Origin of the sequence: Acinetobacter sp. YH12108, from assembly GCF_013419055.1 — a bacterium.
Lineage (GTDB): Bacteria > Pseudomonadota > Gammaproteobacteria > Pseudomonadales > Moraxellaceae > Acinetobacter.
In genome coordinates this window covers 57,146-71,563 of sequence record NZ_VPAW01000005.1, presented here as the reverse complement: position 1 = coordinate 71,563, position 14,418 = coordinate 57,146, and the positions used below count along the sequence as shown (strand labels likewise).

Annotated in this window: 9 protein-coding genes; 2 read left to right on the top strand and 7 right to left on the bottom strand. The window is 44.3% G+C overall.

Annotated elements, in window-relative coordinates; genetic code table 11:
- Positions 1 to 19: 19 nt before the first annotated feature.
- Positions 20 to 406 carry an SCP2 sterol-binding domain-containing protein gene (locus FTU46_RS04175; RefSeq protein ID WP_004784757.1) on the bottom strand — a complete coding sequence of 129 codons (387 nt, stop codon included), beginning with the start codon at positions 404 to 406 and terminating at the stop codon, positions 20 to 22.
- Positions 407 to 624: 218 nt separating this feature from the next.
- Entirely contained in the window at positions 625 to 1,551 is a 927-nt protein-coding gene (gene ttcA / locus FTU46_RS04170; protein WP_005236792.1) for a tRNA 2-thiocytidine(32) synthetase TtcA, read from the bottom strand.
- Between the two features lie 501 nt (positions 1,552 to 2,052).
- Here ttcA and FTU46_RS04165 point away from each other — a divergent pair.
- Both FTU46_RS04165 and htpX read left to right on the top strand, forming a co-directional pair.
- On the top strand, positions 2,053 to 2,925 hold the full coding sequence (locus FTU46_RS04165; protein WP_218945528.1) for a lytic transglycosylase domain-containing protein: 873 nt from the start codon (positions 2,053 to 2,055) through the stop codon (positions 2,923 to 2,925).
- A 178-nt stretch (positions 2,926 to 3,103) separates the two neighbouring features.
- A complete protein-coding gene (htpX, locus tag FTU46_RS04160) occupies positions 3,104 to 4,009 on the top strand; it encodes a protease HtpX (protein WP_005236795.1) in 906 nt (301 codons plus the stop codon).
- 74 nt (positions 4,010 to 4,083) lie between these two features.
- Here the strand turns inward: htpX and FTU46_RS04155 are convergent, their stop codons facing one another.
- From FTU46_RS04155 to FTU46_RS04135, 5 genes are all read right to left on the bottom strand, one after another.
- A complete protein-coding gene (locus tag FTU46_RS04155) occupies positions 4,084 to 4,665 on the bottom strand; it encodes a DUF4112 domain-containing protein (RefSeq protein WP_180104407.1) in 582 nt (193 codons plus the stop codon).
- 75 nt (positions 4,666 to 4,740) lie between these two features.
- The gene (gene mgtE / locus FTU46_RS04150) at positions 4,741 to 6,075 is read right to left on the bottom strand and encodes a magnesium transporter (protein ID WP_180104406.1); all 1,335 of its coding nucleotides are present in this window, start codon (positions 6,073 to 6,075) and stop codon (positions 4,741 to 4,743) included.
- Between the two features lie 41 nt (positions 6,076 to 6,116).
- Positions 6,117 to 9,242 (bottom strand): efflux RND transporter permease subunit, encoded by a 3,126-nt coding sequence (locus FTU46_RS04145; RefSeq protein ID WP_180104405.1) that lies wholly within the window; start codon positions 9,240 to 9,242, stop codon positions 6,117 to 6,119.
- A gap of 172 nt (positions 9,243 to 9,414) precedes the next feature.
- The gene (locus FTU46_RS04140; RefSeq protein WP_180104404.1) at positions 9,415 to 12,510 is read right to left on the bottom strand and encodes a multidrug efflux RND transporter permease subunit; all 3,096 of its coding nucleotides are present in this window, start codon (positions 12,508 to 12,510) and stop codon (positions 9,415 to 9,417) included.
- Positions 12,511 to 12,766: 256 nt separating this feature from the next.
- On the bottom strand, positions 12,767 to 14,368 hold the full coding sequence (locus tag FTU46_RS04135) for an isocitrate lyase (protein WP_180104403.1): 1,602 nt from the start codon (positions 14,366 to 14,368) through the stop codon (positions 12,767 to 12,769).
- Positions 14,369 to 14,418 lie beyond the last annotated feature (50 nt).

Genomic DNA, 14,418 nt, shown 5'->3' with positions numbered 1-14,418 from the left:
GCTTTTTAGATCAAAACTATTAAGCTGTGGTATTTTCAAGAACTTTCTTGAACAGGTCTTTTTGAGCTTGGCTTGGCTTCGCTGTTTGTAATGCCATCAATTGAGACATATCGCCTTGCACTTTGATTTTACCTGTCATGAAGGCTTGCATTGCAGCCGCCATATCAAACTCAAGGAAAACTTTACGTAAGGTTTCGCCATCCATGTTCAATGTTGTTTTTGCATTTGGAGACAAACCTTTTTTAATCGCGCCACCTTCCAAAGATAATTCTGTATTACCTGTAGTGTCTGCAACGACCAAATTAATTGCCAGATTCGCCAAAGCAGGTGGCAAATCCAAATCACCAGCTTGTGCAGTGAGCGTGTCTACAGTCGAAAACCAATCATCAGTTAAAAAAGCAGGCATGATCTTTCCTCAATTTATTTATTCATTTGTGTCGACTATCCAGACGACATCAGGTTGAAGCTATTATGCTTGTGACTTGTTATAACATGATCATTATGGCAAAGGCTAACGAATTTTGTACGCACCGTTCAATTTTTGTAGTTCTTATCTTGTGTTATTTTTGATTCAGGCATAGGCCGTAGCCCATGCCTGTATCGGCTTAACTTTATATAGGTCGATTAGTCCGCTGCAAAGCCCAAATTGACCATATTGATGCGGCGGTTCTCACCTTCTACCGCCTCTTCAGTTGAACAGCTGCCTTTGAAATCGAATTCGCGCTGGCTATCCAGAATTTCAAAATCAAATAATTCGCGGTCAACTAACTGAGATGGTGAAACATTTTGCAAGGCACCAAAGATGCTGTGCAGACGTTTTGGATGTGCATTATCCCATTCACGTAACATGTCATTGATAATGGCACGTTGAAGATTTTCCTGAGAGCCACATAAATTACATGGAATAATTGGAAATTGACGCATCTGTGCATATTTGATGATGTCTTTTTCTTCCACATAGGCCAATGGACGAATCAGGATATTCTTTTTGTCAGAAGACAGCAGTTTTGGCGGCATGGCTTTCAGGCTGCCCCCATGGAACAGGTTCAGGAAGAATGTTGCCAAAATATCATCACGGTGATGACCCAGCGCCACTTTAGTCGCCCCAATTTCCTGAGCAAAACCGTACAAAGAACCACGGCGCAGACGTGAACATACTGCACAGTAAGTCTTACCTTCCGGTGTCAGTTTTTTGGTAATGCTGTAGGTATCTTTTTCCAAGATGTAATACGGAATGTTATTTTCTTCTAAATAACGCGGTAATACATCTTCCGGGAAACCGGGCTGTTTCTGGTCCAGGTTAACCGCCACCACATCAAAGTTGATTGGTGCAATGCGTTTAAACTGAAGGAGGATATCAAGCAAGGTATAACTGTCTTTACCACCAGAAATACACACCATGACCTTGTCGCCGTCTTCAATCATCTTGAAGTCGCGAATGGCATGTCCGACCTGGCGGCGAAGCTTCTTCAACAAACGGTAGTAGGCAGAGCTTGTTGGCAGTTCAGGTTTGAAATTAAATCCTTGCTCGGATTCAACTGGCGAGTACATAGACGAGAATAACCCATAAATAGAAATACCGCGCAATTTTAGCTGATTCGGTTCCGTATCGCATCAAAAGAATTTATTTTCATACAAATGCCATATTAGTTTCATTTTCATGTTTTATTTAGATTGATATATTGAACGATTTAGTTCAATTTTTAAGCGAGATGCTTATCTTTTGGACTTTTCCACAGTTGTCCACAAAAGCTGTGGATAACTTTGTGGATTGAAATGGACTTGACAACTTGTTCACCTCAAAATTTAAGGCTTTTCTTTAAATTGATCATTTTTTGATCAATTTATTTTATTATTAAAATCAATAACTTAAAGCTGTCAACCCTAAGGTTTTAAATTAAATAAAAAAAATATTTTAATGTTCAAAATATTGACAGCTGTTCCCGTTTACATACTCGTTTATAAATGCAGCGTATAAGGCTGTGCATTACGTAATTTTTTGTTAAACTCATCCATGAATTTTTCTAGCTTATTATTTATCAAATATAAACAATGAAAATAAAGACGTATTTCTTGGGGTGTCAACTGATCGGTAGCTTGCTTATGCTGGGCTGCAGTCATTTGGTGTATGCCGGTGAAACCATCTATCAGTTGCGTGATAAAAACGGCAGTACCTTATTGACCAATAAGAAGAGCCGTTATAATCATCTTCAGGTCGAAAAGAAGACTTATTATCCGGATAGCAATATTCATAGCTATAGTAACTGGGGCAGCAGCGAGTCGTCAGTTTTGCCTAGCTATAGCAAGAATAAGAACGCTTTTGATTCGATCATTCGTCAGGCCGCCCAGACTTATGGTGTGTCTGAAGGTTTAATTAAAGCAGTCATGCATACTGAATCCGGCTTTAATACCCATGCCCGCTCCCCTGTGGGTGCACAAGGTTTGATGCAGCTGATGCCAGCCACTGCACGTCGCTTTAATGTCAGTAATGCCTATGATCCTCATCAGAACATTATGGCGGGTGCTAAATATCTGGCTTGGTTATTAAAGCGTTTTAATGGCAATACCAGCCTGGCACTGGCGGGCTATAATGCCGGTGAAGGCAATGTCAGCAAATATGGTGGAATCCCGCCTTTCCGGGAGACTCAGGATTATGTACGCCGTGTGACCAGCCGTTATCAAAATCTGTATACTCATGGCCTGAGTGCAAGCACAACCACGTCTAGCACTTCATCCAGTGAAGGCCGCATCATTGCCAGTTCAGCGAATTACTCCAATGATAGCAGCAGCACTTCGCACATCCAGGCAGCCAAGTATCAGCGTCAGATTATTATGAATGCTGATGGCAGTTATACCGATGCACCGATGGGTTCTTATGCAACGGCAAATGCAACAGCAGCAGCTAAAATTTATTTAAGTGAATAAACAAATCAAAATTATTTGATTCTAAATGGCCTTAGCGAAAATGCAGCAAAAAATAAAGCTGTGTTTTGTGATCCAGGGCCATTTTTTTTCTTGAATTTTTAGTCATTTCACCCCATATTGATTTCAATGATTTTCATTTGCTAATCAGATTATTTTTTTATAATAAGAGGATTTCTCAATGATGCGGATTGGTTTGTTCTTGCTAACCAACCTCGCGGTACTGGTTGTAGCTGGCATTATCCTGTCACTCTTCGGTGTCGGTAGTTACCATGGCGCGGGTGGCTTGAATCTAGGCAACCTGTTGGTGATCTGTTTTGTGTTCGGTATGGTGGGATCACTGATTTCCCTGTTCATGTCTAAATGGATGGCGAAAAAAACAACCGGTACTGAACTGATTGACCCAAATGCCCCTCGTAACCAGGCAGAAGCATGGTTATTACAAGAAGTTGCGCAACTTTCTCAGCGCGCTGGCATTAAAATGCCGGAAGTGGGTATTTTCCCATCTTATCAGTCAAATGCCTTTGCAACAGGCTGGAACAAGAACGATGCGCTCGTGTCTGTGTCCACGGGTCTGCTTGAACGCATGAATAAAGACGAACTTCGTGCGGTACTGGCACACGAGATTGGTCACGTTGCCAATGGCGATATGGTGACACTGGCCTTGATCCAAGGTGTAGTCAACACATTTGTCATGTTCTTTGCCCGTGTAGTTGGCGACTTTGTAGACCGTACGATCTTCGGTCGTGAAGAAGGTGAGGCACCGGGTATTGGCTATTTTGTGATTACCATTGTGCTGGATATCGTATTTGGTATTATGGCTTCAGCGATCGTGCTGTGGTTCTCACGCTACCGTGAGTATCGTGCTGATGAAGCAGGTGCACGTTTGGCAGGCAAACAGGCGATGATTTCAGCGTTATTACGTTTACAGGCGGAATCAGAAATGCCGGATACTATGCCGAAAGAAATGAAAGCCTTTGCAATTTCTGCTGGTCAGGAACAAGGTTTTAGTCTGGCGGCACTGTTCCAGACTCACCCAACGATTGAACAACGTGTTGCTGCTTTGCAACAACTCGATTGCCCTTAAGCAACGCATTGATTGCTTGATAGAAAAAAGCCTGCATTTGCAGGCTTTTTTATTAAGTTTAGGTTTATAAACCTTCAGGCTTTAAACCATTGAAAGAACTGCATTGTGCCCCAGCCAATGGCCATAATTAACAGAATCAAAAAGAAAGTTCCTAAGATATCTGGTAGATGAATCCAGATCCAGGCCACCACAGGATTACGCCAGAAAGCAGATTGCTGTTGTCTGCGTTCCAAACTTTCATGCAGAAATGGATGTACCACATGATGATCGGTACGGATCTGGTATTCGTCCCGGATATGCTGATGCACAATATCCAGTGCCTTACGGCTAGGACGAATAAAAATATCAAATATTGTTCCTGCTACAGGAATAAAGCCGACCACAGCATCCATGACGGCCATTTTCAGGACTGGCTTTAATTTTTCACTTGGCACCCCGATCTGACGGGCTTTATAAATCGCATAACTGGTCAATACAAAACCTGCGATATCTCCAGCTACCGGAATGGTACTCAAAGCAGCATCTGCCCCGACGCCCTGCTTGGTAAATGGAATCCGTACCACCGAATCCATCATATTGGCAAACTTGGCCAGATCCCGCTCCAGAAGAATGACATCCTGTTGGCTCAATTTATTTTTTTGTCCGGGATCAGGCATAGGTTCTTCCAGAAATGAAGCTGATGTAATTGAGCATAAAGTATTTTTTCTATTTAAGCTGTAATTGCTAGGTATTTAAAACAATAATTGAGAGGCAATAAACAAGTAAATAATCACCCCAGTGGCATCACAAATCGACGTTACCAGCGGTGCTGATGCACTGGCTGGGTCCATTTTCAGCTTGTTGAGAATAAAGGGTAAACTCATGCCAATCAGACAGCCCATCAGCACAATACCTAACATACTTAAAGCAAGTACGATGGCGACCATCCAGTCACCTCGAATATAACCCAAGATTGATACAGCAATGGCCATCGTTCCACCCAGACATAACGCAACCAGGGATTCACGACCCAGCAGGCTAAACCAGTCCTTAAACTGCACATTGCCTGTTGCCAAGGCACGCACCATCAAGGTAGCAGATTGCGAGCCAGCATTCCCGCCACTTCCCACCAACAATGGCAAGAAAAATACCAGCACAATATGGGTGGAAATAATATCTTCAAAATGGGCAATCCCGATTCCAGAGAGCAAACTGCCAAACACCAGAATGACCAGCCAGAATACCCGTTTCTGATACAGTCTGAGAATCGGTGCGGTTTTCAGACTCAGTTCATTCAAAGGCGTCACTGCACCAGATTTTAAAATATCCTCGGTGCTTTCTGCCTCAGCAATATCCATGGCATCATCATAAGTAATAATCCCGACCAGCTTCTGGGTCGCGTCGACCACTGGCAAGGCAATAAAATCATAATAGGCCAAGGTACGGGCGACCTGCTCCTGATCCTCATCCACCGTGGCATAGACTACATCTGTGGTCATGACCTCATTAATGGTAGCATCCGGCCGTGCCTGAATAATTTGCCTTAAGGAAATTACGCCGAGCAGATGCTGTTTCTCATCCACGATATAGATCAGATATAAAGTGTCATGATTCCCCGCAATATCACGTAGCGTTTCAATCGCCTCCGTCATGCTCAGTTCGGGAGCAAGCGTGACGAAGTCTGAACTCATTAATGCGCCGGCTGTTTCTTCCGGATAAGCATGCAGCTCTCGCAGGGTTTGTAGCGACTGGGTAGATAATTTGCCAAGTAACTGCTGCTGCACTTCACAGGGCATCTGCTTGTATAAATCAATGAAGTCATCGGAATGCATGGCATCCATCAGACTGGCCAGTTGCTCCAGAGGAAATTGATAGGCCAGCTGGATTTGCATGGCCAGCGGCAAGAACTCCAGTACTTCTGCCTGACGTTCCAGCTGCTTGAAATGGTGACAGCGTTCTGCTGGTCCAAGCTCAGACAAAATTCTGGCCTGATCGGCAATATTCAGCTTTTGCAGAAGCTGATGAATATTATTTTCCCCTGTTAGCAGAGTCTCATGTAGTTGCTGTATTTTTTCTTGGTGCTGCATTCCCATACCATCATTCCATGCAGGTATGAAACATACCCGCCCTAGAGTGAGTATTCCTCATTTTCCTGATTGATTTGTATAACTTTATTTGTTGCTTTGACACGAAACAGGTTTCGGATTAACACATACATAAACGGGATAAAGAATAATACCAAAATAGTTGCAAAAATGACCCCGCCCAAAACGCTGGCACCAATTTCCTGACGGCTGATCGCACTGACCCCAGAAGCAAAAATCAAAGGAATCACTCCCGCAGCAAAAGCAATAGAAGTCATGAGAATAGGCCGTAAGCGCAAACTTGCTCCTTCTAAGGCTGCAGCTATAGCTGTTTTTCCTGCTTTCTCTGCCTGTGCAGCAAACTCCACAATCAGAATGGCATTTTTACAGGACAGACCAATTGTCGTCAGCAAGGCAATATGAAAAAAGATGTCATTGGCGAAACCAAAGACCCAGCAAAATAAGATACTGCCGCCTACGCCCAATGGAATGGCACTGATCACGGCCGCAGGAATGGTCCAACTTTCATATAAAGCGGTTAAACACAGGAAAATAAAGGCAATCGAAATCACATAAAGAAAAATCGCCTGACCGCTGCTACGCTTTTCTTCCAATGCGGCTCCGCTCCAGGCCAGATTCACGCCTTCCTGAGTATCTACCAATGTTTCAACATCCTGCATGGTCTGACTGGAAAACTTGTCCTTTGGAATCCCGGCATAGACTGGAACAGCGTTATAGCCCATATAGCGGTTAATACTGTTCGGCCCGCCCTGCCAATTCAGACTGCTAAACTGGTTAAATGACAGCATTTCACCTTTTTGATTGCGTACATGCCAGAAGGCCAGATCTTCAGGTTTGGAACGGTATTCTGCTTCACCCTGCATAATCACACGTTTAATCTGCCCGCGATCAATAAAGTCATTGATGTAAGTTCCACCCCACGCTGCGGCCAAAGTACTGTTTACATTTTGCTGAGGAATGGAATGCTTTAACACGCGTTCTGCATCAAGTTTGATATTCAGCTCAGCACTTTCTTTGGGTTGGTCCAGCTGTAAAAATTCAATCGATGATTTGCCTTGGGCACGCGCTTCAATCTGGCCAAATGCCTCCTGTAAAAATTCAGCTCCTTTATAATCCAGGTCTTGCAACCAGAAATCGACTACACGACCATTACTCGACATGGAAGGCGCCATAAAGAAAATTTGGGCATTGGCATGATTGGCAAAGTGTTTCTGTGCTCGATCGACAATGGCAAAGACCGAATCTTCAGGATTTTTACGTTCAGCCCAGTCTTTTAATACCACAAAGAGCTGCCCACGATACGGGCCTACACCAACGTTGTTGCCGCTATACCAGACGCCTACACTCTGAATGCGTTCTGATTCATGTTTCATTAAATAGTCTTGTACTTCACGCCCGACTTTTTCGACTTCTGAACGCGGTGCGTTGCCCGGCATGACAATCTGCCCCATAACAAAGCCCATGTCTTCCGTGGGCATCAAGCCTTCCGGCAAATGCTTATATACCCAGCCGAAGCTCATTATGCACACACCAAACAGTGCCAACATCGTGAATTTCAATCGCATGCTCCGAGCTGAAACTTTTTGATAACCGGCATTGAGCTGATCCATGCCATGGTTAAAGCGCTGTGCCCAGCGAGCCTGATGATGTTTGCGTTTCAATAACTGTGCCGCAAATGTCGGGGTAATCACCAAGGCCACGAATAAAGACAGCAACATCGCCACTACCAAAGTGAGGGAAAATTGACGATAAATCACCCCAGTAATACTGCCAAAGAAAGCCATCGGGATAAATACTGCAGTAAGTACCAGCGTAATACCGACCAGTGCTCCACTCATTTCCTGCATGGATTTTAAGGCAGCCGCTTTGGCATCCAGATGTTCGTCCTGCATCAGGCGTTCAATATTTTCCACCACTACAATGGCATCATCGACTAGCAGACCAATGGCTAAAATCAGGGCAAATAAGGTAAAACTATTCAGAGTCATATCCAAGACATACAGCACTGCAAAGGTCGCCAAAACCACAATCGGAATCGTAACGGCCGGAATAATCGTGGCACGCCAGTTTTGCAGGAAGATAAACATCACCACAATGACCAGAATAATGGCTTCAACCAGAGTTTTAGCTACCTGTTCAATTGAGCTGGTAATAAATGGAGTTTTGTCCATGGTCATTTGCAACTGGTAGTGCGGTGGCAAATTGGCCTGAGTGTTTTTTAATACGTCTTGAATCTGTTTGGACACGGCAATAGCATTACTCCGCGGCGCCAAAGTAATCGATAAAGCTGAAGAGAGCTGTCCGTTGGTATAGTTAATGTGGTTATAACTTTCTGCACCTAGTTCTACCCGTGCCACATCTTTTAAATACAGCAATGAACCGGAATCTGTGGTTTTAACGATGATATTTTCAAATTCTTTCACACTGCTTAAATGTGAACCGGCACTGACCTTGGCATTGAGATATTGATCCTGCATCGTCGGCAAACCACCAATTGCGCCTGAAGCCAGTGGCGCGTTTTGAGTTTCAATGGCATTACGGATATCGCTTGGCATCAGGTTAAACTGGTGCAACTTATGCGGATTTAGCCAAATCCGCATGGCATAACCTGCACCGTACAGGTCAATTTCCCCTACACCTTCAATACGTGACAAACGCGGTTCGACGTGGACCATCAAATAATCTGAAAGTTCGGTAACGCTACTCTGCCCACTCTCATCATATAAACTTAATAGTGCAAACTGGTCATACCCTGATTTATAAACATTGACTCCGCCCTGCTGCGTCTCTTCAGGTAAGCGGCTCAATACACCATTCACGGCGTTTTGAACCTGTAACTGGGCTTGATCAAGATCGACTCCTGGCTCAAATTGCAGCGTAAGTTGGGCCCGTCCCACCGAACTGCTGGAGTGAAAAGTTTCCAGACCTTCAATGCCTTTTACCGCCTGTTCCAGAATCTGGGTCACCGATTGCTCAACTGTTTCAGCCGATGCACCACGATAACCTGCGGAAACGCCTAAAGCTGGCGTATCCATATTTGGCATATGTTCAATGGGAATTTTTTGAAGTGCAAATACCCCAAGGGCCATCATTAAAATTGCAATGACCGCTGCAAACTTGGGACGATAAATAAAAAAGCGCGACAACATAAATCAGAAATCCCCATCAAATGCATCTTTAGGATGCACACGCCATGAATAGATGATTTCTATAGCAATTTTCACACCATGCTTAAACTTAAGCCAATCTTTACCTTTTTATTTCCGATAAAAAAATCCCCGTTATAACGGGGATTTTAGAATGCTATATTCTCAATTGATATTATGTATGTGATTTCTTCATCGTCATTTGGCGAATTAAAACGTACATAAATGGAATAAAAATTAGCACCAGTATCGTTCCAAAGATCACTCCACCAAAAACACTGATTCCAATCTCACGACGACTGGCTGCACCAGCACCAAAAGCAAAGACCAGTGGCAGAATCCCAGCACCAAAGGCCAGAGATGTCATCAGGATTGGGCGCAAGCGCAGTGAAGCACCTTCAAGTGCAGCTTCAACTACCGATTTACCTTTTTCCTGAGCCAATGCCGCAAACTCTACGATTAAAATTGCATTCTTACAGGACAGACCAATCGTGGTGAGCAAAGCAATCTGGAAGTAAATATCATTCGGAAAATCTGCCAGAAAACTGAAAATAATATTCCCACCAATCCCTAGAGGAATTGCGGACATCACCGCAGTCGGAATCGTCCAGCTTTCATATAAAGCGGCCAGGCACAGGAAAATGAAACCAATCGACACCAGATATAACCAGATTGCCTGATTACTAGATTGTTTTTCCTCAAAGGATAAACCGCTCCAGACCACATCAATGCCATCCTGCTCTGCCACCAGATTTTCGACATCCTTCATCGCTTCACCAGAACTGGAACCTTTGACCATATCTGCTTGCATTTGCAGCGAGGTATAGCCCATAAAACGGTTGACCACCTCAGGACCCCCACTCCAGTCCACCTGAGCGAAATTACTGAAAGGCACCATCTCGTTCAGGTCATTACGTACATGCCATTGCGCCAGATCTTCAGGTTTGGAACGGAATTCTGCATCGCCCTGCATAATCACCCGTTTAATCCGGCCACGATCAATAAAGTCATTAATATAATTACCCCCCCAGGCCGCTGAAAGCGTACTGTTGATTGCGGATTGACTCAGACCATTGGCCATCGCCTGTTTCTGGTCAATATTGACTTTCAGTTCGGCTTTTTCCGGATTGGAACGCTTATCCAGATTTTCAAAGCTACTATATTGAGCTGCTCCAGCCTGCATATTCTGGAACTGCTCTTCCAGATACTGACGGCCATTACCGTTAATATCACGAATCCAGAAATCCAGGCCGTCGGTTTGCCCTAAACCATTCACTGAAGCCGGCATGCTGATATTGACTTGAGCATCGCGGTTACTGCGAAAATGCTTCATAGCACGTTCACGAATCGCCTGCGCGGTATTTTCTTCTCCAGCACGGTCATCCCAATGCTTCAAGGCAACAAAACCGGTCGCCAGGTTCTGACCGGTACCTGAGAAGTTACGGCCATAACGTAGCATGACCAAGTCGATATTGTCCTTTTCTTCTTCCAGAAAATACTGACGAATCTGCTCACCGACCTGAATGGTGTTTTTCATTGGCGCGCCTTCCTGCAGCCGGATTTGCAGATTCAGAATACCCTGGTCTTCACTCGGCAAAAAGCTGGTGGGTAAGGCGCGATAAAATAAAGCAAATACGCAGAGCAATCCGGCAAACAGCACCAGACTAATGGCCTTATGTTGTAGAGTGACATTAGAAACTTTCAGATAATGATGCTTCAAACCATCCAGTTTCTGGTTAAACCAACTCGCCCACTTGGCAGGTTTTGGATTTGGTTTTAGAATCAGCGCACAAAGTGCAGGTGTCAGAATCAGTGCGACCATCAGCGACAGAGACATCGCTGCCACGAGCGTAATCGAGAACTGACGATAGATCACCCCGGTTGAGCCACCAAAAAATGCCATGGGAATAAAGACCGCGGTTAAAACCAGGGTAATCCCGATCAGTGCGCCGCTGATTTCCTGCATGGATTCCAGCGCTGCTTCTTTGGCTGTAAGCTGCTGCTCATGCATCAGACGTTCAACATTCTCTACCACCACAATGGCATCATCGACCAGCAAGCCAATGGCCAGTACTAAGGCAAACAAAGTCAGCGTATTAATACTCAGTCCCAAAACATAAAGTACTGCCATGGTTCCGAGTAAAACTACAGGCACAGTTACAGTCGGAATTAAGGTGGCACGCCAGTTTTGCAGGAAGATAAACATCACGATGACGACCAGAATGACCGCCTCGAATAAAGTTTTAACGACTTCTTTAATCGATTCTTTAACAAACGGTGTATTGTCACGCGGATAGGCAATTTTATAGCCTTCCGGCAACTGCTGGGAAAGTCGCTCGATTTCAGCCTTGATCAGACTCGACGTCGCAATTGCATTGGCACCGGAGGCCAGTGAAATGCCCAGACCGGCAGAAGGATAGCCGTTGGTGGTGCTATATGACTGATAATTTTCCGCACCCAATTCAACCCGTGCAACATCTTTTAAGTAGATAAAGCTACCATCCCGGGCAGACTTCACAATAATATTTTCAAATTCTTCGACTGTTTTTAAACGGCTGCCTGATGTGACTTTGGCATTCAGATACTGATCATCGACTGTTGGCAAGTCACCAATTGCGCCGGCTGCCACTTGAGTATTTTGTGATTCAATCGCTGCCCGCACATCACTTGGCATCAGGTTATATTGTTTCAATTTTGCTGGATTCAGCCAGATGCGCATCGCGAACTGTGAACCAAAAACATCCACTTCCCCAATGCCATCAATTCGGGAAATATCCTGTTCCAGATGCGTGGTCAAATAATCAGACAGTTCAATATTGCTGCTACGCCGTGACTCATCATACAAACCGATGACCATATGGGTATCGCCAAGAGATTTGAAGACATTCACGCCCTGTCGCTGGACATCATCTGGCAAACGATTGAGAACCCCGTTAATCGCATTTTGAACCTGTACTTGTGCTGTATCTGGATCGGTACCATTTTCAAAACTGATGCTGATCCGGCTTCGACCTGAGGAATCACTGCTTGAGCTGAAATACAGCAAGCGGTCGATACCTTTAATTTGCTGTTCCAGCACCTGGGTCACGCTTTCTTCTACTGTTTCTGCAGATGCACCGGTATAGGTTGTTGCCACAGTAATACGAGGCGGTGCAATATCCGGATAACGTTCAACAGGTAAATTCATCACCGCAAAAAGTCCAATGGCCATGACTACAATGGCCAGCACACCTGCAAAAATAGGACGATGAATGAAAAACTTAGACAGCATAAGTCTGAATCACTTTGAATTTAATGAATTATGGAAAGCGTTGCATTATTGAGTCAGCTTAAGGATATTCAGGCAGTGGCCTAGAGAATGCAAGGCTTGATCACAGAAAAATATGTATAAAATTGAATCATGAAGAAAATATGAAGATTTTGCCTTTCATCTAGCTATTTCAACAATTTATAAGGTTATTATTTTTATTTTAGGCATAAAAAAACCCTGCTTGCGCAGGGTTTTTTTAGAATCGATTCAGAGCTGATTAAGCAGAGAATTGGTTCATTGTGTTTTTCGCATCGTCACCCGCTTTAAGCGCGTTGTCACCAGCGAAGATTTCTTTGTGGTCGTCACCGATGTCAGAACCAGCCATTGCTTGGTGTTTCACACAAGCGATACCACCGCGGATTTCTTTACGTTGTACGCCAGCAACATACGCCAACATACCTTCAGAACCGAAGTAACCTTGAGCAAGCTCGTGAGTAGAAAGAGCAGCTGTGTGGTAAGTAGGCAGAGTGATCAAGTGGTGGAACACACCTGCTTCACGAGAAGCGTCTGCTTGGAATGTACGAACTTTTTCGTCAGCTTCAGCAGCCAATTCAGAATCGTCGTACTCAGCGCTCATTAATTTAGCGCGGTCGTATGCAGATACGTCTTTACCTTCAGCAACCCAACGGTCATACGCTTGTTGACGGAAGTTCAGTGTCCAGTTGAATGATGGAGAGTTGTTGTAAACAAGTTTCGCATTTGGCACAACTTCACGTACACGGTTAACCATGTGAGCGATTTCAGCTACGTTTGGAGTCGCAGTTTCGATCCAAAGAAGGTCAGCACCGTTTTGCAAGCTAGTGATACAGTCAAGTACAACGCGGTCGATCTGAGTGCCTTCACGGAACTGGTACAAGCCAGAAGCAAGACGTTTAGGACGGTGAAGTTTACCATCACGTTTGATCAGGATTTCGTCTTCAGTTGCTTCAGAGATATCAATTTCTTGAGTGTCTAAGTAGCTGATGTATTGAGAAGCGATGTCGCCTGGCTCTTTAACCACTGGGATTTTTTGAGTCAAGTCAGCGCCTTCAGAGTCAGTACGTGCAACGATGATACCGTCGTCAAGACCCATTTCAAGGAATGCATAGCGAAGAGCGTGGATTTTCGCGATGAAGTCTTCGTGTGGAACTGTAACTTTACCAGCTTGGTGACCACATTGTTTCGCGTCAGAAACCTGGTTTTCGATTTGAAGTGCACAAGCACCCGCTTCGATCATTTTCTTAGCTAGTAAGTAAGTCGCTTCTTCGTTACCAAAACCAGCGTCGATGTCCGCAATGATTGGCACAACGTGAGTTTGGAAGTTGTCGATTTGTGAAGTGATTTCAGCAGCTTTAGCTGTATCACCAGCGTCTTGAGCTTTTTTAAGTGCGCGGAACAGGTCGTTCAGTTCTTTCGCATCAGCTTGACGTAAGAATGTGTAGATTTCTTCGATCAATGCAGGAACAGAAGTTTTTTCGTGCATAGATTGGTCAGGAAGAGGACCGAATTCTGAACGAAGTGCAGCAACCATCCAGCCAGAAAGGTAGATATAGCGACGTTCAGTTGTACCGAAGTATTTTTTGTTCGCAATCATTTTTTGCTGAGCGATGAAACCGTGCCAGCAACCTAGTGATTGAGTGTATTTGCTAGAGTCTGCATCATAAGCAGCCATATCACGACGCATAATCGCCGCTGTATATTTAGCAATGTCTAAACCAGTTTTGAAACGGTTTTGAAGTTGCATACGCGCAGCATCTTCAGGACTGATGTCTGCCCAAGTGTTACCGAATTTCGCTTTTAATTCGCGGATTGCATCAATCGCTGTTTGGTATGTAGTCATGATATATTCCTGTATTAATATTAGGATTTTTCTGCAACGAACCGCTCAAA